At 62.3% G+C, this 25,130-nt stretch carries 18 protein-coding genes and 3 tRNA genes; 12 read left to right on the forward strand and 9 right to left on the reverse strand.

All coding sequences use genetic code 11. The features are described from left to right. Nucleotides 1-26: 26 nt before the first annotated feature. The 5 genes from ACQZAB_RS03415 to ACQZAB_RS03435 all read left to right on the forward strand — a co-directional run bounded on the left by ACQZAB_RS03415 (nucleotide 27) and on the right by ACQZAB_RS03435 (nucleotide 3,987). Nucleotides 27-941: an excisionase family DNA-binding protein gene (locus ACQZAB_RS03415; RefSeq protein ID WP_428387084.1), complete on the forward strand. Its 915-nt coding sequence runs from the start codon at nucleotides 27-29 to the stop codon at nucleotides 939-941. Between the two features lie 101 nt (nucleotides 942-1,042). Beyond that, nucleotides 1,043-2,155, forward strand: a complete 1,113-nt coding sequence (locus ACQZAB_RS03420) for a M42 family metallopeptidase (RefSeq protein WP_428387086.1) — start codon at nucleotides 1,043-1,045, stop codon at nucleotides 2,153-2,155. 28 nt (nucleotides 2,156-2,183) lie between these two features. Beyond that, complete coding sequence (locus tag ACQZAB_RS03425) at nucleotides 2,184-3,500, forward strand: alpha-amylase family glycosyl hydrolase (protein ID WP_428387088.1); 1,317 nt, start codon at nucleotides 2,184-2,186, stop codon at nucleotides 3,498-3,500. A 47-nt stretch (nucleotides 3,501-3,547) separates the two neighbouring features. After that, nucleotides 3,548-3,621: transfer RNA gene (locus ACQZAB_RS03430), tRNA-Pro, on the forward strand. A gap of 123 nt (nucleotides 3,622-3,744) precedes the next feature. Continuing rightward, entirely contained in the window at nucleotides 3,745-3,987 is a 243-nt protein-coding gene (locus tag ACQZAB_RS03435; protein WP_428387090.1) for a GIY-YIG nuclease family protein, read from the forward strand. Nucleotides 3,988-3,999: 12 nt separating this feature from the next. On the opposite strand, the gene ACQZAB_RS03440 is transcribed toward ACQZAB_RS03435, so the two are convergent. Next, nucleotides 4,000-7,026 carry an LEPR-XLL domain-containing protein gene (locus ACQZAB_RS03440; protein WP_428387092.1) on the reverse strand — a complete coding sequence of 1,009 codons (3,027 nt, stop codon included), beginning with the start codon at nucleotides 7,024-7,026 and terminating at the stop codon, nucleotides 4,000-4,002. Between the two features lie 235 nt (nucleotides 7,027-7,261). On the opposite strand from ACQZAB_RS03440, the gene ACQZAB_RS03445 reads away from it, so the two are divergent. The 3 genes from ACQZAB_RS03445 to ggt all read left to right on the forward strand — a co-directional run bounded on the left by ACQZAB_RS03445 (nucleotide 7,262) and on the right by ggt (nucleotide 12,343). Continuing rightward, complete coding sequence (locus ACQZAB_RS03445; RefSeq protein WP_428387094.1) at nucleotides 7,262-8,749, forward strand: UbiA family prenyltransferase; 1,488 nt, start codon at nucleotides 7,262-7,264, stop codon at nucleotides 8,747-8,749. A 107-nt stretch (nucleotides 8,750-8,856) separates the two neighbouring features. Next, nucleotides 8,857-10,611: a Na+/H+ antiporter NhaC family protein gene (locus ACQZAB_RS03450; protein ID WP_428387096.1), complete on the forward strand. Its 1,755-nt coding sequence runs from the start codon at nucleotides 8,857-8,859 to the stop codon at nucleotides 10,609-10,611. A 22-nt stretch (nucleotides 10,612-10,633) separates the two neighbouring features. Then, on the forward strand, nucleotides 10,634-12,343 hold the full coding sequence (gene ggt, locus ACQZAB_RS03455; RefSeq protein ID WP_428390129.1) for a gamma-glutamyltransferase: 1,710 nt from the start codon (nucleotides 10,634-10,636) through the stop codon (nucleotides 12,341-12,343). 42 nt (nucleotides 12,344-12,385) lie between these two features. Here the strand turns inward: ggt and ACQZAB_RS03460 are convergent, their stop codons facing one another. The 3 genes from ACQZAB_RS03460 to ACQZAB_RS03470 all read right to left on the reverse strand — a co-directional run bounded on the left by ACQZAB_RS03460 (nucleotide 12,386) and on the right by ACQZAB_RS03470 (nucleotide 17,765). Beyond that, nucleotides 12,386-14,008, reverse strand: a complete 1,623-nt coding sequence (locus tag ACQZAB_RS03460; RefSeq protein WP_428387098.1) for an alkaline phosphatase — start codon at nucleotides 14,006-14,008, stop codon at nucleotides 12,386-12,388. A 137-nt stretch (nucleotides 14,009-14,145) separates the two neighbouring features. Continuing rightward, complete coding sequence (locus ACQZAB_RS03465) at nucleotides 14,146-14,868, reverse strand: hypothetical protein (protein WP_428387100.1); 723 nt, start codon at nucleotides 14,866-14,868, stop codon at nucleotides 14,146-14,148. A gap of 101 nt (nucleotides 14,869-14,969) precedes the next feature. Then, a complete protein-coding gene (locus ACQZAB_RS03470; protein WP_428387102.1) occupies nucleotides 14,970-17,765 on the reverse strand; it encodes an autotransporter-associated beta strand repeat-containing protein in 2,796 nt (931 codons plus the stop codon). Between the two features lie 381 nt (nucleotides 17,766-18,146). Here ACQZAB_RS03470 and ACQZAB_RS03475 point away from each other — a divergent pair, with 381 nt between their 5' ends. Then, entirely contained in the window at nucleotides 18,147-20,468 is a 2,322-nt protein-coding gene (locus ACQZAB_RS03475; RefSeq protein ID WP_428387104.1) for an EAL domain-containing protein, read from the forward strand. A 67-nt stretch (nucleotides 20,469-20,535) separates the two neighbouring features. Here ACQZAB_RS03475 and ACQZAB_RS03480 read toward each other — a convergent pair. The 4 genes from ACQZAB_RS03480 to ACQZAB_RS03495 form a co-directional block, all read right to left on the reverse strand. Next, nucleotides 20,536-20,608: transfer RNA gene (locus ACQZAB_RS03480), tRNA-Trp, on the reverse strand. Between the two features lie 14 nt (nucleotides 20,609-20,622). After that, nucleotides 20,623-20,802 carry a 50S ribosomal protein L33 gene (rpmG, locus tag ACQZAB_RS03485; RefSeq protein WP_428387106.1) on the reverse strand — a complete coding sequence of 60 codons (180 nt, stop codon included), beginning with the start codon at nucleotides 20,800-20,802 and terminating at the stop codon, nucleotides 20,623-20,625. A 140-nt stretch (nucleotides 20,803-20,942) separates the two neighbouring features. Beyond that, entirely contained in the window at nucleotides 20,943-22,148 is a 1,206-nt protein-coding gene (gene tuf / locus ACQZAB_RS03490) for an elongation factor Tu (protein ID WP_428387108.1), read from the reverse strand. Between the two features lie 180 nt (nucleotides 22,149-22,328). Beyond that, nucleotides 22,329-22,401 (reverse strand) — tRNA-Thr (locus ACQZAB_RS03495). Between the two features lie 284 nt (nucleotides 22,402-22,685). On the opposite strand from ACQZAB_RS03495, the gene ACQZAB_RS03500 reads away from it, so the two are divergent. The 3 genes from ACQZAB_RS03500 (at nucleotide 22,686) to ACQZAB_RS03510 (ending at nucleotide 24,104) form a co-directional block, all read left to right on the forward strand. Beyond that, nucleotides 22,686-23,495, forward strand: a complete 810-nt coding sequence (locus ACQZAB_RS03500) for a hypothetical protein (protein ID WP_428387110.1) — start codon at nucleotides 22,686-22,688, stop codon at nucleotides 23,493-23,495. Nucleotides 23,496-23,545: 50 nt separating this feature from the next. Further along, nucleotides 23,546-23,794 carry a NifU family protein gene (locus tag ACQZAB_RS03505; RefSeq protein ID WP_428387112.1) on the forward strand — a complete coding sequence of 83 codons (249 nt, stop codon included), beginning with the start codon at nucleotides 23,546-23,548 and terminating at the stop codon, nucleotides 23,792-23,794. Nucleotides 23,795-23,912: 118 nt separating this feature from the next. After that, complete coding sequence (locus ACQZAB_RS03510; RefSeq protein WP_428387114.1) at nucleotides 23,913-24,104, forward strand: carbon storage regulator; 192 nt, start codon at nucleotides 23,913-23,915, stop codon at nucleotides 24,102-24,104. 75 nt (nucleotides 24,105-24,179) lie between these two features. Here ACQZAB_RS03510 and mtnP read toward each other — a convergent pair whose 3' ends face one another. Next, nucleotides 24,180-25,073, reverse strand: coding sequence for an S-methyl-5'-thioadenosine phosphorylase (mtnP, locus tag ACQZAB_RS03515; RefSeq protein ID WP_428387116.1), 894 nt, complete (start codon nucleotides 25,071-25,073; stop codon nucleotides 24,180-24,182). Nucleotides 25,074-25,130: the final 57 nt, after the last annotated feature.

The raw sequence follows: 25,130 nt of genomic DNA on the forward strand, positions 1-25,130 counted from the left end.
CCTACGGTTGCACCAGAGGTTTCAGCATGCCAAAGACCTACCTGACAACCCGAGAAATGGCCCGAGCCATCGACGTCAGCCCATCCACCATGAAACGATGGGTCGATCTCGGCACCATCCGCGCTCCAAGAACCGCCGGCGGCCACCGACGCATCCCCCTCGATGAAGCCGTCCGCTTCATCCGCACCAGCGGCATGCCCGTCCGCGACCCCGCCGCCATGGGACTGCCCGAACTCGCCGCCGGCCTACGCGACCGCTTCGCCGCCTTCGAGCACTTCCCCGCCGAAGATGCCGAAACCCAACCCCCAACCACACACCCGCTCGCCGAAGCCCTCGCCCAAGGCGACGTCGTACGCTTCCGCGGCGTCCTCCTCGACCTCTACCTCCGAGGTACCTCCGTCGCCACCATCTGCGACGGCCCACTCGCCAACCTGCTCAACCCCCAACGCCCCACCAACAACACCACCAAACCCAGCGAACACGTCGCCCACGGCCACCGCGACGCCGACCTCTGCGTCCAGGGACTCAGCCACATCCGACAACTCCAACCCAGCGCCCCGGCCGGAGCCCCCCGAGCCGTCGGCGGCGCCGCACCCGACGACCGCTCGGAAGTCGGCACCGTCATGGCCGCCACACTCCTTGGCGACCTCGGCTGGGATGTCCTCAACCTCGGGGCCGCCACCCCCGCAGAAGTCCTCGCCTCCGCCGTCGCTCTCGAACAGGTCGATCTCGTCTGGATGATCGTCTCACGCACCTGCACCACCGACGAACTCAACAGTTGGATCAACACCCTCGCGACTGCCATTCAGGGCCGCTCCACCACCGCCGCCATCCTCGGCCACGACCTGCCCCACATCGATCGCCCCCTCCCCGAAAACCTCCACCTCTTCGATACCTGGGCCGCCTTCGAAACCACCATCAAAGACCGCACCGCCAGCTGATTCAGCCACCACCTCCGGGGACCCACCACCGTTCAACGACAACGACAGCGTTATAGTGCGGGCCTCTATTACGTCGCCCCCTCCACCAGAAAGAACGCCAAATGGCCAAAAAACAGCCAGCCCCATCCGGGAAAGCCAAAACCCCAAACACCTCGACACCCCCCAAACTCCTCGCCGCCCTCGCCACCACGCCAGGCGTCCCCGGCCGCGAGCATCGGGTCCGCGAACTCATCACCAGAGAAGTCAAACCCCTCGTCGACGACCTGCGAACCGACCGCCTCGGCTCGCTTATCGCCACCAAAAAACCCAAGCGACGATCCGGCAAGGCCATCGCCGACCCCACCCGCATCATGGTCGCCGCCCACATGGACCAGATCGGCTTCGTCGTCAAACACATCGACACCAAAGGCTTCCTCCGACTCAACGCCGTCGGCGGCTTCGACACCCGTAACCTCTTCGCAAGACTCGTCACCGTCTGCCCCGATGTCCGCGACCCGAAGAAAGACCTCCCCGGCGTCCTCAACCCAGGCGGCAAACCCGTCCACATCGCCACCCCCGAAGAACGCAAGAAAGTCCCCGAGATCGACGAACTCACCGTCGACCTCGGACTCCCCGCCGAAGAAGTCAACAAACGCGTCCGCATCGGCGACATGGTCGTCCTCGACGCTCCCGTCCGAACCATCGGCGGCTCCGTCGTCTCACAGTGCATGGACAACCGCGTCGCCTGCTACATCGCCATCGAAGCCCTCCGACGACTCCAGAAACACGAAGCCGAAATCAACGTCGTCTTCACCGTCCAGGAAGAAGTCGGCCTCCGCGGCGCAGGACCCGCCGCCTACGGACTCAAACCCGATGTCGGCATCGCCCTCGACACCACCCTCTGCTGCGACACGCCTGGCGTCCCCGACACCGAACGGGTCACCGAGCAGGGCAAAGGCGTCGGCCTCAACGTCATGGACGGCGCAGCCATCACCGACCTCGACCTCTACGAGCAGTTCGAGTCCCTCGCCAAAAAACGCAAAATCAAAGCCCAGCGAACCCTCCTCCACCGAGGCGGAACCGACGCCGGAACCATCCAACGCGCCGGCGAGGGCATCCCCGTCATGACCCTCCTCACACCCACACGCTACATCCACACCGTCACCGAAATGGTCCACCTCGACGATGTCGAAGCCGCCATCGCCCTCCTCACCGCCTACTTCGAGACCGCCTGATTCCTTGCACACAACAAAGGATCAACCCATGACAACCGGCTGGCTCCGCACATTCGCCGCAGCGATCATCGCCCTCGCGATCGCACCGATTGCCGGCGCCCTCCCCGCCACCGACGACGTCGTCATGTACGAGATCAACCCCCGCGCGTTCTCCGAGCAAGGCGACCTCGACAGCATCACCGCCAACCTCGACCGGCTCGAACGCCTCCACGTCAACGTCATCTGGCTCATGCCCATCCACCCCATCGGCGTCGAGCGCTCCGTCGGCGACCTCGGCTCGCCCTACGCCGTCCGCGACTACCGAGCCGTCCGACCCGAACTCGGAACCCTCGAAGACCTCCGCGAACTCATCGCCGAAGCCCACCGCCGCGACATGGCCGTCATCCTCGACTGGGTCGCCAACCACACCGCCTGGGACCACCCCTGGATCAACACCCAGCCCGACTGGTACACCCGCAACGACGCAGGCGACATCACCCACCCGCCTGGCACCAACTGGCTCGACGTCGCCGACCTCGACTTCGACAACCCCGAACTCCGCCAGGCCATGATCGACGCCATGATCTTCTGGGTCCGGGACGTAGGCGTCGATGGCTTCCGCTGCGATTACGCCGATGGCGTCCCCGTCGACTTCTGGGCCGAGGCCAACGCCGCCATCCGCGCCGCCGTCAACCGCCCTATCCTCATGCTCGCCGAAGGCGCCCGCAAAGAGAACCTCACCGAAGCCGGCTTCGACATCAACTTCGACTGGTCCTTCTACGACGGACTCAAACGAACCTTCACCCAGAACGAGACCGCCTCCAGCCTCCACCTCCGACATCTCGAGAACTACCGCGACCTCCGCCCCGATCAGCACTGGCTCCGCTGGATCACCAACCACGACCAGTACGCCTGGGACGGCTCCCTCATCGAACTCTTCGGCAGCGTCGACGCCTCCCTCGCCGCCTACGCCATCGCCCTCTACCAAGGCGGGGTCCCCCTCATCTACAACGGCCAGGAACTCGCCCACCCTGAACGCATCCCCTTCTTCAGCCAGCAACCCCTGGACTGGTCCCAAGGTCCCGAAGTCACCGCCCGCTACCAACAACTCATGCGGGTCTACCACCAAAACCCCGCCCTCCGCTCCGGCCGCCTCGCCGACCTCAGCAACGACGACGTCGCCGCCTTCCTCCGCTACGACGACCACAACACCCTCCTCATCCTCGTCAACGTCCGCAACCACCCCGCCAGCCTCACCCTGCCCTGGCCACAACCCGCCCGCGACCTCCTGACCGGCAAAAACCACCAAGTCACCCGACAGGTCACCCTCACCCCCTACGAAATCCGCGTCCTCGCCCTCGATTAACCAGCCCACGAGCCCCCGCCCGAACCGGGTATACTGCTAGCACGCTACGGGGCGTAGCTCAGCTTGGTAGAGCGCGGTCTTTGGGTGGCCGAGGTCGCACGTTCAAATCGTGTCGCCCCGATTCTTCGTAGCTCGTCGAGTGTCAACTCGGCGAGCGGAGAAGAATCGCCCTTCGTAGCTCTCCGAAGCTTTAGCGAAGGAGAGCTACGAAGGGCGAACTCCCTCCAACATAGGGCAAACGCCCATGAAATACGTCTACCTCCTACGCAGCCAGTCCCACCCCAACAAAACCTACATCGGCTGCACCCAAGACTTCCAGAACCGCCTCAAACAACACAACGACGGCGATTCAACCCACACCTCCCGCTTCACCCCCTGGCAACCCGAAGTCGTCGTCCGCTTCGAAGACGACAACAAAGCCCAATCCTTTGAGCGATACCTCAAATCCGGCTCCGGCCACGCCTTCGCCAAACGCCACTTCTGGTAGTGAGATGCGGGCTTAACCCGTCGCCAACAACGACAAATCCACCAGATCCACCACCCCGTCGCCGTTGAGGTCACTCGGCGTCGTTAAGTCTGATGGCTCGCTGGCTGACAGCAAACCCGCAAGCGTTTGCAGCTCGCCCCAGGACACATCACTCGGATCAAGCCCGGCAAGCGCGACGATCTCAGCAGTCAAAGTGACACCGTCAAGCACCAGCGTCGCTTCGGGCTCCATGGTGACCCGGCCATCCAGAGCTCCAAGCTCATCGATGGCAGTGACCTCCAGCCTTCCACCGAGATGAATGTCACCCAGCACAGTCGGCTGTCGCAACAGAAGCCTACCTTCAGTGAGAAGGGTCCCCGAACCGCTCTCTAGATAGGCCATCACCGAACCAGAGCTACCAACACTCGGCGGGTTGCCGCCGTTGTTACCGTTGTTACCAGGCAACTCACTAGCAGGAATGTACGTCGGGAAATTCGGGTTGTTGACCGGATGGCCGACGATCTGCAGCAGGCCCGAACCCGTATCGATCGTCCCGCCCTGCGTGTTCTGGCCGTTACCGGGCTGCGTGACCACCACCTGCCCGGGCTGACCGGTGTCCGGCTGGATGCCCGTACCGGTCCAGATGTTGCCCATGATCCGACTGCTGTAGTCAAACGTCTCAGAACTCGTGTGCGTCAGCGTCAGGTCCCACGGCGCCGCGTAGTAGTCGATCATCCGGATCTCGCCGACGTTCTCCGAGGTCTTCTCGTACACGTACAGCCCCGCCGTCACCGTCTCGTCGGGTGCGCCGGGCAGGAACACCCGATACGTCCCCGGCCGGTTGCCGCTCTGGCGACCAAACGCGATGTCATGCCGCGGAGCATCCGTGTAGAACGTCTGACCCGGTGCCGATTCGAAGTAGAGCTCCTCACGGCTGATGTTGTCAGGCGCCCAGCCAGGCGACGACTGAATGCCAAACACGGAGCTAGCTGACTGAACCGACTGCACGATCACCACACCCGACTCAGAGCTGTTGGAGATTACAACGCGCTCCGCTTGCTTCGCCAGGTAGCCACTAAGGTCACCGAATCTCGATGCCGCAACATTGTTGCTCACGTCATTGTCCTGCAGCCCGTCTAGCCGCACCCGCGCCGCGATCGTGTAGCCCGAGGTCACCTGCGTCAGATCGGCGTCGATCTGCAGCCGGGCGTTCCTCGAACGATCAACGCCCAGGTTCCGCAACTTCACCTGCTCGGAGCCGAGCGACACGTGCGTGCTGCCATCCTGCGCGATCGCGATCAGGTCCACCGTCGCCGTATCGTCGCGATCGAACTTGAGGTTGCCGTCGTTTGTCAGCGTCAGGTGAACCCGCCCTTTGGCCTCGACCATGCCAGAATCGTCGTGCGCCACCCGGGTCGGCAGCTGCACACGGGTGATGTGCGCGTGGAGGTCGATGTCCCGGGCATCGATCCTGAACAGGAAAGATCGGTCGGCGTCGTTGGCCGCATCACCGGGAGCCTCGGCGATCGGGCCGGTCGGCTGGAGCTCAACCGCTAGCCGGTTGTTGCCCGCTTCGGCGTTCGCCGGCAGCTCGACACGCAGCTGGAACCGCTTGGCCTTGCCGGGCTTGAGGTTGCTGATGTTCAGCGTCCGGGTCTCGATCGTCGTCGTGCCGGTCGGGCCGACGAGATTGATCGCGACCTCCACACGCTGGCCCCGGTCGTAGGCCACGTTGCCCTGATGCGTCACGATGATGGGGATGTTCACCCGGGGCGTCTGCCCCTGGATCACGCCCGCTGGCAGCCGGAACCGCTCGTGCCGGATCGCCAGCGCCAGGTCGCGGTGGATCGGCGTTGCGTTCAGGGTGTTCGGGACGTTGTCCGTGAAATTGGTCAGGGTGTACTGCGCTGTCCCGGCCGGGTCGGCCTCGTCCGCCGGGTTGATCGCGACCGAGAGGGTGTAGGTCGCCGGATCGTCGGGCAGGTCGGTGCGGACGTTGAAGTTCACGTTCCGCGTCTGCCCGGGCTTAAGCGCGCCCAGCCGCTGCTGACGCTCAGCGAGCACAACCGTCTCACCCGTCCCATCGGCCGTCGCCAGAAGGACAAAGCTGTGCCGCTCCCGCGGATCCAGATTCAGATTCCCCGCGTTCGTCACCGCCACCGACACCCGCCCCCGAACCTGCTGCCCCGCCACCGTCTCCGCCGGCAACGTATTCCGCGTCACCGTCCCGGTCATCTCATGATGCGCCGCTTCGATCGTGATGGGCTGAAGGGAGACATCCTCCCTCACGTGCCCCGAGGTTTTGCTCCGTACAGCGACGTAGTAACTGCCGGGCGTCAGATCATCCGGCAGGTCGATCTTGGTGTTGACGTTCTTTCCACCGCCCGGTCGGACGCCACGCAGACCGATCTCTTCCGGTGTCCCGATAGGGATCGCCGTATTCAAGTTCGATGATCTTTGGGTCGTCAGGAAATACTCGAGATCCGAGTGATACCCGGCTTTACCTGCGCCGCTGTTGGGCGTGTTGCTGTAGGCCATACGAAGCCGCAGCTCCAGCTCGGCATCCGGCGTCAGCACCAACGACTCGGCGAGCCGATCGTCATTAATCACGGGATGAATATATCCCGCCCTAAACGGCGGCGGCGCAGGCTTACGCGGCTTCGTGTTGGTGTTGGTATTTGTAACACTAGTCGCAGTTATCGAAACGCCTGTATTCGAGGTTGCAGCCGATCCAGAACTCGCGTGCTGAACAGCTCCAGAAGCAATAGAAGCAGATCCTCCTCCAAGGGCTGTCTCAGAAATCATGAGTGAGTACTCGACGGGGAAGGCGGAGACAAAGTCGTCGTCGAGCGTGAGGTCGCCGGGGGCATCGATGGTGACGAGCTTGGCGTCGTGGTCGATGGTGATGGTGGCGTCGGCGGGGTTGTCGTCGTAGAAGGCGGCGGTGAGCTCGTCGGCCCAGGGGGTGCCGGAGAGGAGCAGGCGCGGTTCGAGGGGTTCGAGCCGGGGTTGGCTGGGGGTGTTGTTGGGCGACTGGTTGTCCCGCGGAAGTGATGGCATGGCGAATCCTGTCCCTGATCCCGGCAAGCGGGGCGTTTTCCCGGCTGAGAGGCTGTCAGGCCGGAATCTTGCGATTTCAGTGTACCTAGGGGTGGTCGGAAACGAGGCGATTTGGGCTGAAATGGTCGAAAAAGGGTCGATTCCTGACCGTTTTAGGGGTGATTAAACCTGTGTGCGGAGCGGGTGGTGAGCCGATATGCGATAAATCTCAAGCGGCATGCGGCCCTCCTTAGATATGACCGAATCTTCGACCTCATCCCAGGCTTTCCGTTCGTCGTCGGCTGCGCCGGCGATGACGCCGTTGTTTGTGGATCTGGACGGGACGCTGATTACGACGGATTGCATGGCGGAGAGTCTGATCGGGGTGGTGCGGAAGTCGCCTCGGCGGGTGCCGGAGGTGGTGCGGGCGTGGCGGGCGGAGGGGCGGCCGGAGCTGAAGCGGTTGGCGGCGGAGATCTCGGGGCTGGACGTGGCGACGCTGCCTTACCGGCCGGAGACGCTTGATCTGATTCGGCAGGCGCGGGAGGCGGGGCGGCCGGTGGTGCTGGCGTCGGCTTCGCATCGGGATGTGGTGCGGGCGGTGGCGGATCATCTGGGGTTGTTTGATGACGTTCTGGCTTCGGCGGATGGGGTGAATCTGAAATCGGAGAAGAAGCTCGCGGCGATTCGGGCATGGTGTGCGGAGCGAGGGTACGAGCGGTTTGCGTATGCGGGGGATGCGCACGCGGACCTGGCGGTGTGGCCGGGGTGTCATGAGGTGATTGCGGTGGCGCCGTCCGGGCGACTGAAGCAGGCGATGGCGCGGGAGGGTTTGCGGCCGAGGGTGATCGGGGATGGTCGGCTGCGGTGGTCGGAGGTGTGGAAGCTGATTCGGCCTTATCAGTGGTCGAAGAACGTGCTGGTGTTTCTGCCGGCGGTGATCGCGCACGACTTCATGGATTGGGACGTGCTGCTGGCGGTGACGGTGGCGTTTGTGGCGATGTCGCTGTTGGCGTCGGCGGTATATGTGGTGAACGACCTGCTGGACGTGGAGGCGGATCGTCATCATCGATCGAAGAAGGAGCGGCCGTTTGCGGCGGGGACGGTGCCGTTGGCGGCGGGGTCGTGGATCGCGGGGTTGCTGGGTGTGCTTGGGTTGGGTCTGGCGGTGGCGTTTTTGCCGTGGGCGGCGGTGGGTGCGTTGCTGACGTATCTGGTGCTGACGCACCTCTATAGTTTCTGGCTGAAGCGCAAGCCGATGGTGGATGTGCTGGTTTTGGCGTCGCTTTATACGTTGCGGGTGCTGGTGGGGGCGTGGTCGTTTGATCACGAGCCGTCGAAGTGGCTGCTGGCGTTTTCGATGTTCTTCTTTTTATCGCTGGCATTCGCGAAGCGGTATACGGAGGTGCTGCGGCTGGAGAACGATGCGGACGCGGATGTGAGCGGGCGGGGTTACAAGCGGCCGGACATCGCGCTGATCCGGGCGATGGGGCCATCGACGGGTTTTTTATCGGTCTTGGTGCTGGCGATGTTCATCGCGGACGCGAGTCCGATCTGGTATCAGCGGCCGAGTCTGCTGTATCTGAATTGTGTGCTGCTGCTTTACTGGGTGGCGCGGGTGTGGCTGATTGCGCATCGGGATGAATTGCACGATGACCCGCTGGTGTTTGCGCTGCGGGACATGACGAGCCGGATGGTGGGTCTGGGGGCACTGGTCATCTTTGTTCTGGCGAGCGGGGCGTGATCGGCTAGTCTGTGGGGGTCCCGTGGCTCTGTCGGGTCTGCTTGCTTCTGGCCTGTCCATTTCACCCTCTATCGGGAGGGCGTTTGATGCCCGACTCTGATGTGCAAGTGTCCCGTTCGCTCGCGAAGCGTCTGATGCGTCCGGGGTTCTGGTTGTTCCTGATCTGCATTGTCAGTGCTTACTGGGTGGGGAGTGCGGTCCCGCCTAGCTGGATCAGCCAGAGCACGGTGCTGGATGCTTTCCAGAAGGAGGGTGGCGAGTGGGTGTATGTGTTCCGTGGGAACGAGGTGTCGCTGGCGGGGGCGGTGCCGATTGAGGACTCGCCGATTGCGGAGGCGAATCTGGCGGCGACAACAGCGGACGGGGCGCAGCCGGCGATCACGAGCCAGCTTGTTTACGAGGAGACCGAGGAGGGCTTGCGGTTCAAGGAGGTGCGGGTCTACAAGCACTGGTTCCTGTGGTCGTTGCTGCCGGCGTTTACGGCGATTCTGTTGTGTATCGCGACGCAGGAGCCGTTGACGTCGCTGGCGGGTGGGGCGATCGCCGGGGTGTTGCTTCTGGGTCAGTACAACCTGATCGATGAGGTGTTGATGCCGACGATCAGTTCGGAGTCGGTGGCGGAGGTGATTCTGCTTTACTGCGGTTTGCTTGGCGGGCTGGTGGGTATCTGGCAGCGTGGTGGGGCGGCGCTGGCGTTTGCGCACTGGGCGGCGAGTCATATCGTGACGGGTCCGCGGTCGGCGAAGTTTCTGACCTGGTTGCTGGGGGTGAGTTTCTTCCAGGGTGGGACGGTGTCGACGGTGATGGTGGGTGCGACGTCGCGGCCGATCAATGATCGCGAGAAGGTGAGTCATGAGGAGCTGAGTTACGTGGTGGATTCGACAGCGTCGCCTATTGCGGCATTGATCCCGCTGAATGCGTGGCCGGCTTATGTGCAGGCTTTGATTTTTGTGCCGGGCGTGGCTTTTCTGGCGACGCCTGAGGATCGGCTGGGGTTCTATTTCTCGTCGATCTTTCTGAGTTTTTATGCGTTGTTCGCGGTGATCGGGACGCTCTTGCTTTGTTTTGACAAGCTGCCGTTCATTGGTCGGAAGTTCAAAGCGGCGATGGTTCGGGCGCGGACGACGGGTGAGTTGAACCGGCCGGGTTCGACGCCTTTGTCTTCGAAGGAGTTGGAGGAGTCGGAGCCGCCCGTTGGGTTTGTGCCGAGTCTATGGAGCTTTGTGATTCCGCTGGGTTTGCTGATCACGACGGCGATCGGGACGTACGTGCAGACGGGTTCACCGAACGTGACCCTGGCGTTTCTGATTGCGTTTGTGGTGGCGATCGTGATGGAGATGATTCGGGGGATGACGGTGCACGAGGTGGTGGAGGGGATTGGTCTGGGGATCAAGGCGGTGGTGGTGGCTGCGCTGATTCTGGTGACGGCAATCATGGTGGGGAATCTGTCGAAAGATGCGGGCGGGGCGGCTTATCTGGTTTCGCTGCTGGGTGATCGGGTTCACTACGCGTTGCTGCCGGTGGCGTTGTTGTTTCTGACGATGATCATCTCGTTCTCGACGGGGACGAGTTGGGGGACGTATGCGGTGGCGTTCCCGCTGGGGATGCCGTTGGCGTGGGCGATTGCGCAGGGTCAGGAGCTTGGGAATCAGGAGCTGTACATGATGGTGTGCTTCGCGACGATCCTGAATGGTTCTCTTTACGGGGATCAGTGCTCGCCGATCTCGGACACGACGGTGCTGAGCGCGACGGTTTCGGGGGCGGACCTGATGGACCACGTGTGGACGCAGATTTATCCGGCTTCGGTCGCGATGGGGCTGGCGACGGTGTGCTGGACGGCGGTGGTGTTGTTGTTTGTGTGATTTACGAGAAGGAGTTGGTGTGATGCGTTGGATGGCGTTGTGTCTCGTGGTGTGCGCGGTGGTGGTGGGTGGTTGTTCCTCGACAGCGGAGTTGGCCGGCGCGGGTGCGAGGTCGCATGTGGATCAGTCCACGGGCGGGATGGTTGTCAGCAACAGCAGCGATGCTTCGGAGATTGGTGCGGCGATTCTGGGACGGGGCGGGAATGCGGTGGATGCGGCGATCGCGGTGCAGTTTGCGATGGCGGTGACGTGGCCGGAGGCGGGGAACATCGGGGGTGGGGGTTTCATGCTGGTGGCGCAGCCGGGCATGGACGCGGTGTGCATTGACTATCGGGAGGTGGCGCCGGGCGCAGCGACGGTGGATATGTATGCGTTTGGCGAGAATCGGCATCATCATCGGCATGTAGGTGTGCCGGGGACGGTGGCGGGGATGGCGATGGCGCATGGCCGGTATGGGCGGCTGCCGTGGCGGGAGTTGGTGTTGCCTGCGATGGCTCTGGCTCGGGATGGATTTGAGGTGGATGGTCATCTGGCGGCTTCGTTGAATCGGGTGTTGAATGATCCGAAGACGAAAGCAGCGGATAATCTGGCCGAGCTGCGGCGGGTTTATGGCAAGCCGGGTGGGGGCGACTGGGTGGATGGGGATGTGATGGTGCTGCCTGATCTGGCGGGGACGCTGGAGGTGATCGCGGAGATGGGGGCGATGGGGTTTTATCGGGGTGAGGTGGCGGAGCAGTTGGCGGCGAGTATGAGGCGTCACGGCGGGCTGATCACGGAGGATGATCTGGCGCTGTATCAGGCGAAGGCTCGGCTGGGGGTGCGGACGTCGTATCGGGGGTATGACGTTTATGGTGCGCCGCCTGCGAGTTCGGGTGGGATCACGATCGGTTTGATGCTCAACGTGCTGGAGACGTTTGAGGTGGGTGCGATGGATCGGTTTGGAGGCGAGCTGGTTCACCTGATGGCTGAAACGATGAAACGAGGTTTTCGGGATCGGGCTGCTTATCTGGGTGATACGGATTTTGTGGAGGTGCCGATGGAGCGGCTGACCTCGAAGCTGTATGCGCATGAGTTGGCGGCGGGGATCGGGCCGATGGCGACCAGTAGTGAGTCGTTAGCGCCGCCTATTGCGTTGGCGGATGAAGGGCCGAGCACGACGCATTTTTCGGTGATTGATGCGGAGGGGATGGCGGTTTCGAATACGACGACGCTTGAGCAGGCGTGGGGGAGCCGGGTGATTCCTGAGGGGCTGGGGTTTGTGCTGAACAACGAGATGGGGGATTTCAACTGGAAGCCGGGGTATACGGATCGGCGGGGTCGGATCGGTACGGAGGCGAACGTGATTGCGCCGGGCAAGCGGATGTTGAGTTCGATGTCGCCAACGATCGTGAAGAAGGATGGTGAGGCGGTGCTGGTGATCGGGTCGCCTGGCGGGCGGACGATCATCAACACGGTGCTGGGGATTGTGGTGAGCACGGTGGATCACGGGATGCCGTTGTGGGAGGCGATTGATGCGCCGCGGATGCATCATGCGTGGTTCCCGGATCGGATCACGCTGGAGGAGGGGTATGAGGCGGAGGTGATTGAGGCGCTCGAGGCGAAGGGGCACGAGGTGCGTGTGCGGGAGGGATCGCAGGGAGCGGCGCATGGGATCGCGATTGATCCCGAGACGGGTTTGCGGACGGGTGTGGCGGATTACCGGCGGGGTGGGTTGGCGGTGGGGGTGGAGTAGCCTGTTGTCCTTAGCCCCTTAGCGCCTGATTCACGATGACGATCAGCGTCGTCTTACGACGGCGAGTAGTCCGAGGAGAAGTGTGGCGGAGGCGGGCTCGGGGACGACGGTGCTCATGACGGTGTAGACGTCTGTGTTGTCGATGTAGGCTCCGCGGCGTGGGTCGATGCCGTCGGTGAGGTTGGCGAAGAGGTCGCTACCGACGCCCTGGGTCCAGAGAGGGACGAGTTCGTTGGTGTGGTTGGTGGACCACCAGATGGCTTCGGGGAGTTCGCCTGGGGCCTGGGCGATGGGGTCCTGCATGTAGATGGTTTCGGAGTCGGGTCCGAGGAGGAGGGCGTTGGCGTGATCGGTGGTGATGATGAGGAGGGTTTCGTCCCAGGAGCTTTCGGTTTCGACCCAGTCGATGACGGCGTCGATGGCTCGGTTGAAGGAGAGTTGTTCTTCGATGAGTCGCGGGAGGTCGTTGGCGTGGGCGGCTGAGTCGACGCTGGCTCCTTCGATCATGAGGAAGAAGCCGTCTTCGTCGGTTTTGAGGGTGTTGATGGCGGCCTGGCTGAGTTCGTCGAGGTCTGGCATGACGAAGGGGACGGCGCCGTTGGGGTTGGAGGCGTCGTAGACGGTGGGGTCGTAGGCATTGGTACGGCCTGTCGTGTCGCGGCTGTGGAGGCTGGAACTGACGGGGACGAGGCCGAAGAGGCGTTCGGGTGCGGGCTCGGAGCCTGCGGCGATGTTGGCGAGTTGGGTGGTGTTGTCGACGAACGACCAGCCGGCGGAGCCGTCGCGGAGGGCCTGGAGGTTGGCCTGGCTGACGGTGTCGTAGCTGGGTGTTCGGGGGACGCCTGCTGAGCCGAATTCGGGGTGTCCGGGGCTGATGATGACGTCGAGAAGGCCGTTGTGGATCATGTCGTGGCTGATGTTGGCCTCGTCGTTGCGGTCGATGTTGTTGGTGCCGAAGGCGGCGGGCGTGGCGTCGGTGAAGGGTTTGGTGGAGACGACGCCGGTCTTCTTTCCGAGTTTGGCGGCCTGCTCGGTGATGAGATCGAGCGGGTTCATGTTGAGGTCGACGGAGATGGCTGAGTTGTAGGTTTTGACGCCTGTGGCGAGAGCGGTGCCTGCGGCGGCGGAGTCGGTGATGCTGTTGGTGACGAGGTAGTCGTAAGCGGCGAAGCCCTGGGTCTCGACGATGTCGAGGGAGTTGGCGAAGTCGATGGCGAGTCCCTGGAGGGGTGCGGGGAGGGCGGGGTTGGGTGTGAGGGTGACCGGGGTGCCGCGGCCGAGGAGGCCGTTGTTATCGATGAGGCGGACGGTACCTGGTGTGTTGTCGTTGGCGGCGATGGGGTCGTATGAGCCGAAGCCGGGGAAGTTGGGGATTTCGTTGTAGAGTGATGGCAGGAGTCCGCCGGTGAGCACGGGGGCGATGGGCTGAGTGTGACCGGGGTAGGTGGTCATCCAGTGCTGGGTGAATTCGTTCTCCCAGGTCTGCTGGTACTGGAGTGCGGTGTTGGCATCGGTGCCGAACTGCCACTGGTTGGCTGCGCGCCAGGTGGTGTCGCCTGCGCCGTCGGAGATCATCAGGATGATGTTCTTGGCCTGTTGGGCCTGGGCCGTGGCGGGGATGAGGGCGAGTCCGAGGGCGGCGACGATGAGTTGGTTGGTTTTCATGGCGGGAACGTTACCGTTCCCGACGGGTTTGATTGCAAGGCTGGTGCGAGGTTCTTGTGAGGGTTTGGTAAAGCCGCCGAGTTATTTGAAGGTGTCGATGGTTGGGTTTTGGTGAGTCGATGGGCGTGCGCTTGGTGTCAATGCTTTTGCGTTCTGCGCTTGACGAAGGAGAGGCCGAGTGCGAGTGGCAGGAGGCTGGTGGGTTCGGGGATGTATCCAGCTGGCAGTGGTTTGCCGGGTATGGTTTCGAAGGCGTAGTCCTCGATGCGAACGTAGAAAGACTCTTCCTCACTGTCCTTGAAGAGTGCGGCTTCTATGCGTATCCAGCCATGCAGATCATCTGATAGATCCTCGTCGTGGGGGCCGTTCGGATCGATCGTGAAGCCGAGGTAATCGGCGTTCATGGAGTTCTCGCCGTTAAAGACCGTTCCAAATACGACGCCCCGGTGGTTGCGGAGCACCGTTGGGAATTCCGGCCTGAAGGGGATGTCGTCGAGTCCGTAGATTTCGGGGAGTTGACCTTCCTGTATACCAGCCACGTTCGGATAATCCGGGAACTGCCCGGTGTAATCACTGACTGCAAATCGGAGGTTGTCACCGATGGGCGTGAAGTCGACATCGACGATGTTGACATATCGGCGGCTGCCTTCGCCGAAATCGTAGAGCACGAGTTGATTGGTATACGACATGTTGATGCCGGCAGGGTCACCGGTGATCGCGGAAAGGTCCAGCGAGCGTGTGATGCTGCTCGTGGAGTAGAAGCTGTAATCGGGGTCGAGGTCGACGTAGGTAATGCCGGCTTGGAGGGAACTGATGGCGACCAGATTGATGCTTACAGCGCGTGCAAAACATCGATGCATCGAGTTTCTCCTCACAAGAGAATTGTGGGTCCTGTTATTGCCGAGCATAGTACAGGTTTCTTTCAACACAAGTGTTCTTCTGTTTGGTTTGGCTATTCGTTTTAAGAAGCTCTTCTGAGTAAGGCTCCCATGGTGGCAAGCAAGAAGCTGCTGGTAGGTTCGGGGATGGGGTTGGCGTTGAAGCCGAAGTTGGTGGCTAGGAGGGAGAGGTCGATGAGGTCGACGGTGGCGTCGGCGTTGAAGTCGCCTTGGGCGTTGCTGGTGGCGGGGGTGTTGAAGTTGGTGGCGAGGTTGGAGAGGTCGATGAGGTCGACGGTGAGGTCGAGGTTGGTGTCGCCTGGGGCGGTGCCGTAGAGGGTTTCGAGCCAGAAGATGGCGTCGGCGGTGTTGATGAGGGTGTCGTTGTTGAGGTCGAGGGTGGTGTCGTTGGTGGCGATGGCGGTGTGGAGGAGGTCGAGGTCGTTGAGGGTGAGATCGCCTGAGAGGTCGACGTCGCCTGGGATGGCGGCTTCGGCGGAGAAGAAGAGTTGGATTATGTCGCTAGTGGTGTCGTGGAGGATGGACCAGTTCTGATCGGGTGGGGGTAGGAGGGTAAACTCGTTGCCTGGATTGAGGCGGGCGGCGGCGAGGACGGTGATGGTTTGGTCTAAGAGAGGGTTGAAAGCAGGGAGCGTATCGATCTGTAGCGTCGCGTTGGCGATTTCGAGATTATCGAGGATGACGAGTTGGTCGAAGCCGAGGCCGGGTCCGAGGGTGGTGTCGCCGACTTCGATGATGAGTTTGCTGCCGGTGCGGAAGTTGGCTTTGTTGAGGGTGAGTTGGCCGATGGATTCGCCGGGGCTGATGGTGGCGGCGTCGATGGAGACGGAGCCGGCGATGGAGCCGTTGCCGCCCAGGGTGGTGCCGGGTTCGAGGTTGACGTCGGCTGAGCCGGTGGCGGAACCTGTGGTGTTGCTGACGATGAGGGTGCCGTTGGTGATGCGGGTCCCGCCCAAGTAGGTGTTGTTGTCGGTGAGTTTAAGGGTGCCGTTGCCGGATTTGATGAGTTCGCCGTCGCCGGTGATGGGGCCGTCGTGGGTGAGTTGCCAGAACTGGTTGCTGATGTTGATGTCGAGTGACTCATGGATGTGGTAGTGGCGGGTGGTGGTGTCGTCGTTTCTGATTTCGAGTCTGCCATCGGTGGTGATGAGCATGCCGTTGCCAAGGGCGGACTCTTGACTTACTTGGATGGTGCCCTCTACGAGGCGTGTGGGGCCGGCATGGCTGTTGTTAGCGTCGTCGAGTTGAAGATTGCCGGGGCCGTACTTGTAGAGCGGGCCGTTGTGGGTCAGTTGCTGGCTCCAGCGGAAGATCTGGTTGTTGTTTCTGACGTCGATGCCGCCGCCTTTGTCGGTGAAAGTGGGGCCGCCGTTGATGAGTCCGCTTGAGGTGAAGGAGAAGATGGGTTCGACGGCGAGGGTTCCGCCGTCGATGACGACGGGGCCAGCACCGAGTCCGAAGCTGCTGTTGGTGACGAGTGTGCCGTTCTCGATGAAGGTTCCACCGGTGTAGTTGTTGCCGATGCCTGTGATGCGGTGGTCGGCGTTGCCGGCGATGTGGACGGCGCCGGAGCCGGTGATTCTGGTGTCGAACTCGGTGTTGGTGTTGGCGTCGAGCCAGAGTGTGGCGTTGGTTTCGAGGTTGATGCGGGTTGGGTTTTCGGGGAGTGGTTTTTCGAGGAAGAGGTTTGCGTCGTTTTGGAGGGTGACTTCGTAGCTGAGGTTGTCTTTGAGGGGGACCCCGCCGAAGCCGGTGGTGTTGGCGCGGAGGGTTTGGAACTGGCCAGCGGGGATGGTGTAGGTGTTGAACTCGAGTGTGGCGCTGCCGTTGGAGGCTGGGTTGTGGAACTGGTCTTCGGTGTCGCCGAGGCCTGCCTGGACGGTGGTGGAGAGTTGTTGTCCGCGGTAGTCGTTGAGTCGGATGGTGATTTTGCCGCCGTCGCCGGCCATGCCCGGGGAGGGATCGGCTTGGGTGAAGCCGCCGCCGTTGCCGCCTTCGGCGAAGAGTGATCCCTGGAGGTTGAGGGTGTTGGCGTGGAGTCGGATGGTGCCGCCTGCGCCGCCATCTCCCCCCTCGCTGTTGTCGATGAAGGGGTTGTCTTCGCCGTCGCGTCCGTGGCCGCCATTGGCGATGACGTTGGCGATCGAGAGGTGGCCGAGGGCACCGATTTCGATGGCTCCACCACCTGCCCCGCCGCCGCCGGTGTTGGAGCCGACGCGACCTCTCAGTCCGCCGGTGCCGCCGGCGAGGAAGAAGTGGGGCTGGGCTTCGTTGCTACCTGATGCGACGAAGCCGGAAGGCGAGACGACGATCTCGTAGCTCTGGTTGATGTCGGAGCTGCCGTTGCCGCCGCCTGCGATGCCTGTGCCGCCTGTTCCTCGGTTGTTGATGCCGCCGTTGCCGCCGATGACGTTGACCGTTACGTTCGAGAGATCGGCGTCACCATACGAAAGGATGGCGAGGGGGTTATCACCAACGACGCGGAGCTGGCGGCTGCGGAGGTTGATGTGGTTGAAAGTAAAGACCTTGACGGGTCGGACGCCGGTGAAGCTGGGAAAGCCGGATGAGGACTGCTGGGTGGTGACGGTGGCGGCGACGTTGTTGTAGATCGCGATGGGCGCCAGGCCGGTGTTGAGGACGGTGAGGGAGCCGGTGGTGGTGTTGAACTCGTAGCCGCCGATGTTGGAGCCGAAGGCGGACTGGTTGGGGTCGAGGATGCTGTTGATGGCGAAGGGATCGACGGTGGAGAGGTCGATGGGGTTGTAGTTGTTTGGATCGAAGTAGGGCTGGGCGTGGCTCAGCGACGGAGCGACCAGGGAAGACACGATCGCGGCGAACGCGAAGCACTTGCAAGACATCTGGCCTCTCCTGGACGAGCGTGAGTGAGGGTGAAACCGAAGGGCTGCTTGCACCTTCGCGGCGTGGCTCGCTGGTGTCAAGGATCTGGCGTGTGAATGTGAAGATGGGGTGGCCGCGCGTCGCTGATACGATTGTGCAGACTCAGGCGGCGATCCATCCTGCGCTCACGAAGAGAAGACCCCGTCAAGAAGCCAGGTCTGCGTCAGATGCGACCGATAATCACGGTCCTTGTGATCTCTTGCTCAGGGCCGAGCTAGCCTGTGCGTGTGATAGCTTGTCGATATCCATGGGCTGGTCGGTTCTTGGGGAATCTGACCTAACAAGGCACCGATATCTTGTGTGGCAGCGCGATATGAGTTGGCTTCGTTAGGGAGAATGTTGTGCGTGGCAAGAATCCTCTGCGGTGGTTCCGGGCACGGTACATCCTGGGTCTGGCATGTATTGCACTGCTGACGCTCACAACGCATGGCCTAATTCAGACGCTGATTCTGAGTGAATCGAAGCGATCACACATCATCAATCTCGCCGGCCGTCAGCGGATGCTGAGTCAGAAGATCGCCAAGGAGGCGCTGGCGAGGGATGACGAGGGGCTTCGCGAGACTGTCGTGACCTGGTCGGCGGCGCACGACGGCCTGATTCACGGGAGCGAGGAGTTGGGTCTCCCTGCAACACGGGATGACGCGATCCTGAAGCTGTACGAGGGGATCGGGCCGGCGTACGAGGCGATGCTCGGAGCCGCGCTACGGTTGCTCAACGCGGAAGTGGCCTCAGATCGAGACGCGGCGCTGGCGGTCCTGCTCGCATCCGAGGGCGAGTATCTGCGGAAGATGAACGCGATCGTTTATGCGAAGTCAGATATGGGTCAGGCGCACGTCAAGCTGCTGCAGCGACTGGAGTTGGTGGCGGGTCTGGCGACGCTGGTGATTCTCCTGCTGGAGGCCTTCCTGATCTTCGAGCCTCTGTCGCGCCAGTTGCAGCGGAGTTGGCAGGCGCTCGCCGGAGAGGAGGAGCGTTTCCGCCTGGCGACGCTGGGATCGCGGGACGTGATCTGGGACTGGGACCTGGCTGCGGATCGGATGTATCTTTCGCCACGGCTGCTGGAGATCCTCGGTGAGTCGAGTGATCAATTGACTGGGGCGTCGGACGATCTGTTTCGGCGTATCGCATCGAGTCATCTGCCGGGATTCCAGGCGGAGCTGACGCGGGTGCTCCATGATGCGTCAAGGTCGTTGGAGACTGAGATCACGATGAACCACGTCGATGGTTCGACGCGTTGGTTCCTCTGTCGTGCGGCCGAGGCGCGTGATGATGAGGGTCGTGCGGTGCGTCTGTCGGGATCGCTAACGGACATCACGGCGTTCAAGCAGACTCAGGTCGAGCTGAAGCGCATCGCCGAGCGTGACGGGCTGACCGGATTGGCGAATCGCAAGTTCTTCACCGATCGACTCGATCTGGCGATCACACGCCATCGTCGTGGTGTGGGTGAGGCCTTCGCGGTGCTGTTTCTGGACTTCGACCGTTTCAAGCTGATCAATGACAGTCTGGGTCACGGCGTCGGGGATCAGTTGTTGATCAGCATCTCCCGGCGGCTGGAGGATGTGCTTCCGAAGAGCGCCCAGGCAGCACGCTTTGGTGGTGACGAGTTCGCTGTCCTGCTTCGGGGATCGCATGAGGATGTCGCATCAGTCTGCGATGGGTTGCTTGACAGCCTGGCGGCGCCGCATCAACTGGGGGTTCACAGCATCGTCTCCACGGCGAGCATCGGCGTGGTGTGCAGCAGTGAGGAGTATGTCGAGGCCGACGAGATGCTGCGAGACGCAGACACCGCGATGTACGAAGCCAAGTCTCACGGTCGCTGCCGTGTCACGCACTTCGATCTGGCGATGCGGGAGCAGGCGATCCAGCGTCAGGACCTCGATCGTGAGCTGCGGCAGCCGGACGTGACCGACCAGATGCAGCTGGTGTATCAGCCAATCGTCTCTCTGGCTGACGGAACGATCAGCGGCTTTGAGGCTCTGATCCGTTGGCAGCATCCGCAGCGTGGCGTCGTGAGTCCGGAGGCATTCATCCCAATCGCGGAGGAATCTGGTGCCATCGTCGAGCTCGGGGCGTGGTTGTTCGACGAGGTGACGCGGCAGCTGGAAGCATGGGATCGAGCGTTCGGTCGGGAAGACCTGACCATCGCGGTGAACGTCTCACGCAAGCAGGTACTCCGGGACGAGTTCACAAACAGGCTTGCCGAGTACGCCTCGGATCATCGGCAACGGGCGGGTCGAGTGATCATCGAGATCACCGAGACGGCGATCATGGATGAGCGGGTCGATATCGTGCCGACACTCCGGCGGATCCGGTCGATGGGCTACCAGCTCGCGATGGACGACTTCGGTACGGGCTACTCGTCGCTGAGCTGCCTGAACCAGTACCCGATCGATATCCTGAAGATCGATCGGAGCTTCACAATGGGGATGGAGTTGCAGAGAGAGTTCACGGCGGTGGTCTCGGCGATCATCGGCCTGGCTCATGTGCTCGACCTGAGGCTAGTCGCCGAGGGTGTTGAGACTCAGGGACAACTCGCGCAACTCCAGGCGTTGGATTGCGACAAGGCGCAGGGCCACCTGTTCTCCAAGGGGGTCTCGGCAGAGGAGGCTGAGGCGCTGGTTAAGCGTCAGGGTCAGGAGGATGCTATCGGGCGAGCGGCCTGAGGATAGCTGCCTAGTACAGAATGTTTGTATCGGTAAGCAGCAGATACGTCGAGGGGGGATGAATCAACACGCCAGGGAGGACTCGAACCCCCAACCTGCGGATTTGGAATCCGCTGCTCTGCCAATTGAGCTACTGGCGTAGGTGGGCGCTGTTTTACTTGCGCTTGATCTTGTGGAGGGTGTGTTTGCGGAGACGGGGGCTGTATTTTTTGAGGCCCTCTTTGAGTTTTTCGGGGAGTCCGCCTTTGACGTTGACGGGGGTGCGGTAGTTGAGATCGTTGGTCTCGGTGCACTGGAGCCAGACGTATTCGACGGCGTCTTTTGACTTGGCCATGGTTTTGATCCGTTTCGTGGTTTGGTTTGGTTGGCGTTGTCTGCCAGAAAAAACGGGCGGCGGAGGTTGTCCGCCGCCCGATCAGGATACATCAGAGGGTCGTCCGGGCGAAGTGTATGTTGCCCGTTATGTGGAGATTCCTACTCGAGGATCTTGGTGACGACGCCTGCGCCGACGGTTCGTCCGCCTTCACGGACGGCGAATCGGAGGCCTTCTTCCATGGCGATGGGTTTTTCGCCGAGGTCGACGGTCATCTCGATGTTGTCGCCGGGCATGCACATTTCGGCGCCACCCTTGAGGGTGATGCCGCCGGTGACGTCGGTGGTGCGGAAGTAGAACTGCGGCTTGTAGCCGTTAAAGAACGGCGAGTGGCGGCCGCCTTCTTCCTTGGTGAGGACGTAGACCTCGGCGTCGAACTTGACGTGGGGGGTGATGGACTTGGGCGCGGCGAGGACCTGACCGCGCTGGATCTGGTCTTTTTCGACGCCACGGAGGAGGGCCCCGACGTTGTCGCCGGCCTGTCCCTGGTCGAGGGTCTTGTTGAACATTTCGACGCCGGTGACGGTGGTCTTCTGGGTGTCGCCGAGGCCGATGATTTCGACTTCGTCGCCGACCTTCATGACGCCACGCTCGATACGGCCGGTGGCGACGGTGCCGCGGCCCTTGATGGAGAAGACGTCTTCGATGGACATGAGGACGGGCTTGTCGGTTTCGCGTTCGGGCTCGGGGATCCAGGTGTCGATGGCTTCCATGAGGTCGCCGATGCACTTGGAGGCTTCGGCGTCATCCGGCTTCTGGAGGGCGGGGAAAGCGGCACCGCGGACGATGGGGGTGTCTTCCTCGAAGTCGTACTTGGTGAGGAGTTCCTGGACTTCGAGTTCGACGAGGTCGAGGAGCTCTTCGTCGTCGACGAGGTCGACCTTGTTGAGGAAGACGACGAGCTTGGGCACGTTCACCTGACGGGCGAGCAGCACGTGCTCACGGGTCTGGGGCATCGGGCCGTCGGCGGCGGAGACGACGAGGATGGCGCCGTCCATCTGGGCGGCCCCGGTGATCATGTTCTTGACGAAGTCGGCGTGCCCGGGGCAGTCGACGTGGGCGTAGTGGCGATTCTCGGTTTCGTATTCGACGTGTGACGTGGCGATCGTGACGATCTTGGTGGCGTCACGACGGCCGTCGGCGGCGGACGCCTTGGCGACGTCGTCGTAGGACGTGAACTCTGCGAGTCCCTTGGCAGCCTGGACGGCGGTGATCGCCGCGGTTGTGGTGGTTTTGCCGTGGTCGACGTGACCGATCGTGCCGACGTTGACGTGTGGCTTTGTACGCTCGAAAACACCCTTGGCCATCGCTAATTAACCTCCGCCACTTGCCCGTGGCCTGGGAACGAATCGGGTCCCGAATCCTGTTTACGTTATGAAGGCCTGAGGTTTCGGGTGGCCTCGGCCTCCCCGGCACGCTGCCGGGTTGGTTAGTTTATCCGTTTTTGTGTCTATCCGTTGAGCCGGGCCTGACCGTCTCTCCGGTGAAGCCACCCATGGGACTCGAACCCACGACCTCACCCTTACCAAGGGTGTGCTCTACCAACTGAGCTAGGGTGGCGTCTGCCGCCGGGGCGACTGTTTGGGTCGCTGGACGTTGGCATCGGCCCGAGCCGTTTCGGGCTCGACTGATCCGCGTTTGAGACCTGTTTTTTGGCGGTGGTCGATCGGTATAACCGGTCGATGCGTGCCGTCTCTCTGCGTATCGGAACGCGAAAAGGTAACCAAGGCTCACGGAGGCGTCAAACTTTCGGTGCGGTGGGGGTGTGCACAGGCGGTGAAGTAGGCGTTGGCGGTCGGATTGTGTCAACAGATTCTCAAGTCCTGTGTTATGATTGCGGGCTCATGTCTGGTTTACTGCGATCTTTGGGCATTCATGGGGTTGGGGTGTGTGCGGGGCTGTATTTTGCCGTGACCTGTTTTTTTGGGGCTCCGGCGGCGGCTTCGCCGGTGTTGTCGGAGATCATTCCTGCCCATACGGGGCGGTCGGTGTCGTGGCGGCTGGCTTTCGAGGTGGATCAGCTGGCGGTTGGGAAGGCGTATCAGTTGGTGCTGGTTCACAGCGGGCAGAACGTGATCGATCGGGGGATGGTGGTGGGGTACGGGCAGATTGCGGCGAGTAATGCCTCGACGACGCGGCTGTTGGCGGCTTCGGGCTGGGATGAGGACTGGCGGGTGCTGGGTGCGGATCGGGGGCCGGATGCACCGGAGCTGTTGTTGCGGATGCTGCCAAGGCTGCCTGAGGCCGTGACCGCCCTGCTGCTTGAAGGTGAGGGGCTGTGGACGCTTGGCTCGGTGATTCCTGATGGATCGTTATCGGACCCGGGCTGGTCTTACCCGTTGGTGGATGCGGTCACGTTTGGGGCCGATCTTGAGGGGGTGGTGCCCTTCGCTGAGGGTGCGATGCTGGAGATGGTTTCGGGTGAGCTGGGGATTCGGCCGTGGTCGCTGGCTGCGGGGACGCTGGATGACTGGGGGGTTGGCCCTGTGGTTGGGGGTCTGGTGGAGACGGCGGCGTGGGGTCTGAAGGCGTCGCCGGGTGTGGCGAATCCGATCCCGCATCGGGTCAACCCGGAGCCGGGGACGGGGGCTGGGTTGGCGGGTCTGGGCCTGGGTTTGCTTTGTGGGCGTCGTCGGGGTGGTCAATCGGGCTGATGTGTCTAGGATAGGTGGCCGTCAGAAACCCATGACTTCAGGAACTTTTCTTGGCTTCTACTTCTGAAACAGCCTTGTTTGAGCGTGTGTCTGAGGTTCTGGATCAGATCCGTCCGGCGATTCAGTCGGACGGGGGTGATGTGGAGCTGGTGGGGGTGTCGGAGGCGGGCGAGGTACGGGTGCGGCTGCATGGGGCGTGTGTGGGGTGCCCTTCGAGCTCGATGACGCTGAAGATGGGCATTGAGACCAATCTGAAGCAGCATATTCCGGGGATCACGGCGGTGAACCAGGTCCCGTAAGGCTATGGGTGCTTGATCTAGGCGTGGCGAGGGTATACACCCGATAGGAGATGGACGAAGGAACGGGTCCCGCGAGTCGGTGGGACCGGTCTTAAGGCCGCCACACGGAGTCCAGGCCATGCTTGCATTAACACGACGCGCTGGCGAAGAGGTGGTTATCGGCGATCCGAAGAACCCGTTGGGGGTGATTCGGGTGGTGGACATTCATGGGGACAAGGTGCGACTGGCGTTTGATTTTCCTCGTGAGACGCAGGTGAACCGTCGGGAGTTGGCGGAGCAGAAGGCACGGGGGGATGAGGGGAAGGGTTGAGGGGAGGACAGATCCGGAAGCACTCAGTTTTTTGCGTTCAGTCCTGAAAGATTCAAACCATCGTTTAAATCCCGATTACTTCTCGAAGTGGCGGCCCCAGAGGGTGCTTAGGCGTTGGACTTCTTCGGGGTCGATTTTGGTTTTGTCGGACCAGATGCCGAGGGCGAGGGCGTTGTGGGCGGGGCTGGGGTTGTGGGTGAGGTAGGCGGGGTCGTAAAGGGCTTCGCGGATGAGGGTGAGGCTGGAGGCGGTGGCTTTCTGGAGGTTGCCGATGATTTCCTGGAGGAGGTCGTTGGGGCTGTGGCCGGGGAGGTGGGGACGCCAGGCGTCGAAGTCGGTGGGGAGGGCGACGAGGGCGTAGGCGATCTCGGCTTCACGGGCGAGTTTGGCTTCGGGCATGACGGTCATGCCGATGAGGTCGCCGCCCCACTGGCGGTGGAGGTGTGACTCGGCGCGGGTGGAGAAGGCTGGGCCTTCCATGCAGACGTAGGTGCCGGACTGGACGACGCGGATGTCGGTGAGTCTTTCGGCGGTCTGGATGAGCCAGCTGCGCATGACGGGGCAGAAGGGGTCGGCCATCTCGACGTGGACGGCGGCGTTTTCGTAGAAGGTGTTGGGTCGTTTGTGGGTTTTGTCGATGATCTGGTCGGGGATCATGAGGTCGCCTGGCGCGACGGATTCACGGAGGGAGCCGACGGCCCCGGAGGCGATGATGTGGGTGACGCCGAGGGATTTGAGGGCGTAGATGTTGGCTCGGTAGGGGACGGCGGTGGGGTTGAAACGGTGGCCGGGGCCGTGTCGCTGGATGAGGTAGACGGGTGTGCCGGACCATTCGGTTTCGATGATGGGACCGGAGGGTGGTCCGAAGGGGGTATCGATGTTGTGGCTGCGGCCGTTTTCGCCGGCGAGGGCGTCGCCCAGGCCTGAACCGCCGATGACTGCGAGTTTGATGGGGGGTGTCTGGCTCATGGCTGAGATGCTACCTGTTCGGAGCCGGCTCTTGCGGCGGGTGATTCCTTATATAGT

The sequence above is a fragment of the Mucisphaera sp. genome, assembly GCF_965279675.1.
In the GTDB taxonomy this organism is placed as follows: Bacteria; Planctomycetota; Phycisphaerae; order Phycisphaerales; family Phycisphaeraceae; genus Mucisphaera.

Excerpts from the sequence above, each read along its gene's own strand:
- rpmG (WP_428387106.1), bottom strand. The coding sequence starts at position 20,802 with ATGGCCAAGTCAAAAGACGCCGTCGAATACGTCTGGCTCCAGTGCACC.
- mtnP (WP_428387116.1), bottom strand. The coding sequence starts at position 25,073 with ATGAGCCAGACACCCCCCATCAAACTCGCAGTCATCGGCGGTTCAGGC.
- ACQZAB_RS03415 (WP_428387084.1), top strand. The coding sequence starts at position 27 with ATGCCAAAGACCTACCTGACAACCCGAGAAATGGCCCGAGCCATCGAC.
- ggt (WP_428390129.1), top strand. The coding sequence starts at position 10,634 with ATGCGTTGGATGGCGTTGTGTCTCGTGGTGTGCGCGGTGGTGGTGGGT.
- ACQZAB_RS03460 (WP_428387098.1), bottom strand. The coding sequence starts at position 14,008 with ATGAAAACCAACCAACTCATCGTCGCCGCCCTCGGACTCGCCCTCATC.
- ACQZAB_RS03440 (WP_428387092.1), bottom strand. The coding sequence starts at position 7,026 with ATGCCATCACTTCCGCGGGACAACCAGTCGCCCAACAACACCCCCAGC.
- tuf (WP_428387108.1), bottom strand. The coding sequence starts at position 22,148 with ATGGCCAAGGGTGTTTTCGAGCGTACAAAGCCACACGTCAACGTCGGC.
- ACQZAB_RS03465 (WP_428387100.1), bottom strand. The coding sequence starts at position 14,868 with ATGCATCGATGTTTTGCACGCGCTGTAAGCATCAATCTGGTCGCCATC.
- ACQZAB_RS03470 (WP_428387102.1), bottom strand. The coding sequence starts at position 17,765 with ATGTCTTGCAAGTGCTTCGCGTTCGCCGCGATCGTGTCTTCCCTGGTC.
- ACQZAB_RS03435 (WP_428387090.1), top strand. The coding sequence starts at position 3,745 with ATGAAATACGTCTACCTCCTACGCAGCCAGTCCCACCCCAACAAAACC.
- ACQZAB_RS03425 (WP_428387088.1), top strand. The coding sequence starts at position 2,184 with ATGACAACCGGCTGGCTCCGCACATTCGCCGCAGCGATCATCGCCCTC.
- ACQZAB_RS03510 (WP_428387114.1), top strand. The coding sequence starts at position 23,913 with ATGCTTGCATTAACACGACGCGCTGGCGAAGAGGTGGTTATCGGCGAT.
- ACQZAB_RS03420 (WP_428387086.1), top strand. The coding sequence starts at position 1,043 with ATGGCCAAAAAACAGCCAGCCCCATCCGGGAAAGCCAAAACCCCAAAC.
- ACQZAB_RS03500 (WP_428387110.1), top strand. The coding sequence starts at position 22,686 with ATGTCTGGTTTACTGCGATCTTTGGGCATTCATGGGGTTGGGGTGTGT.
- ACQZAB_RS03445 (WP_428387094.1), top strand. The coding sequence starts at position 7,262 with ATGACCGAATCTTCGACCTCATCCCAGGCTTTCCGTTCGTCGTCGGCT.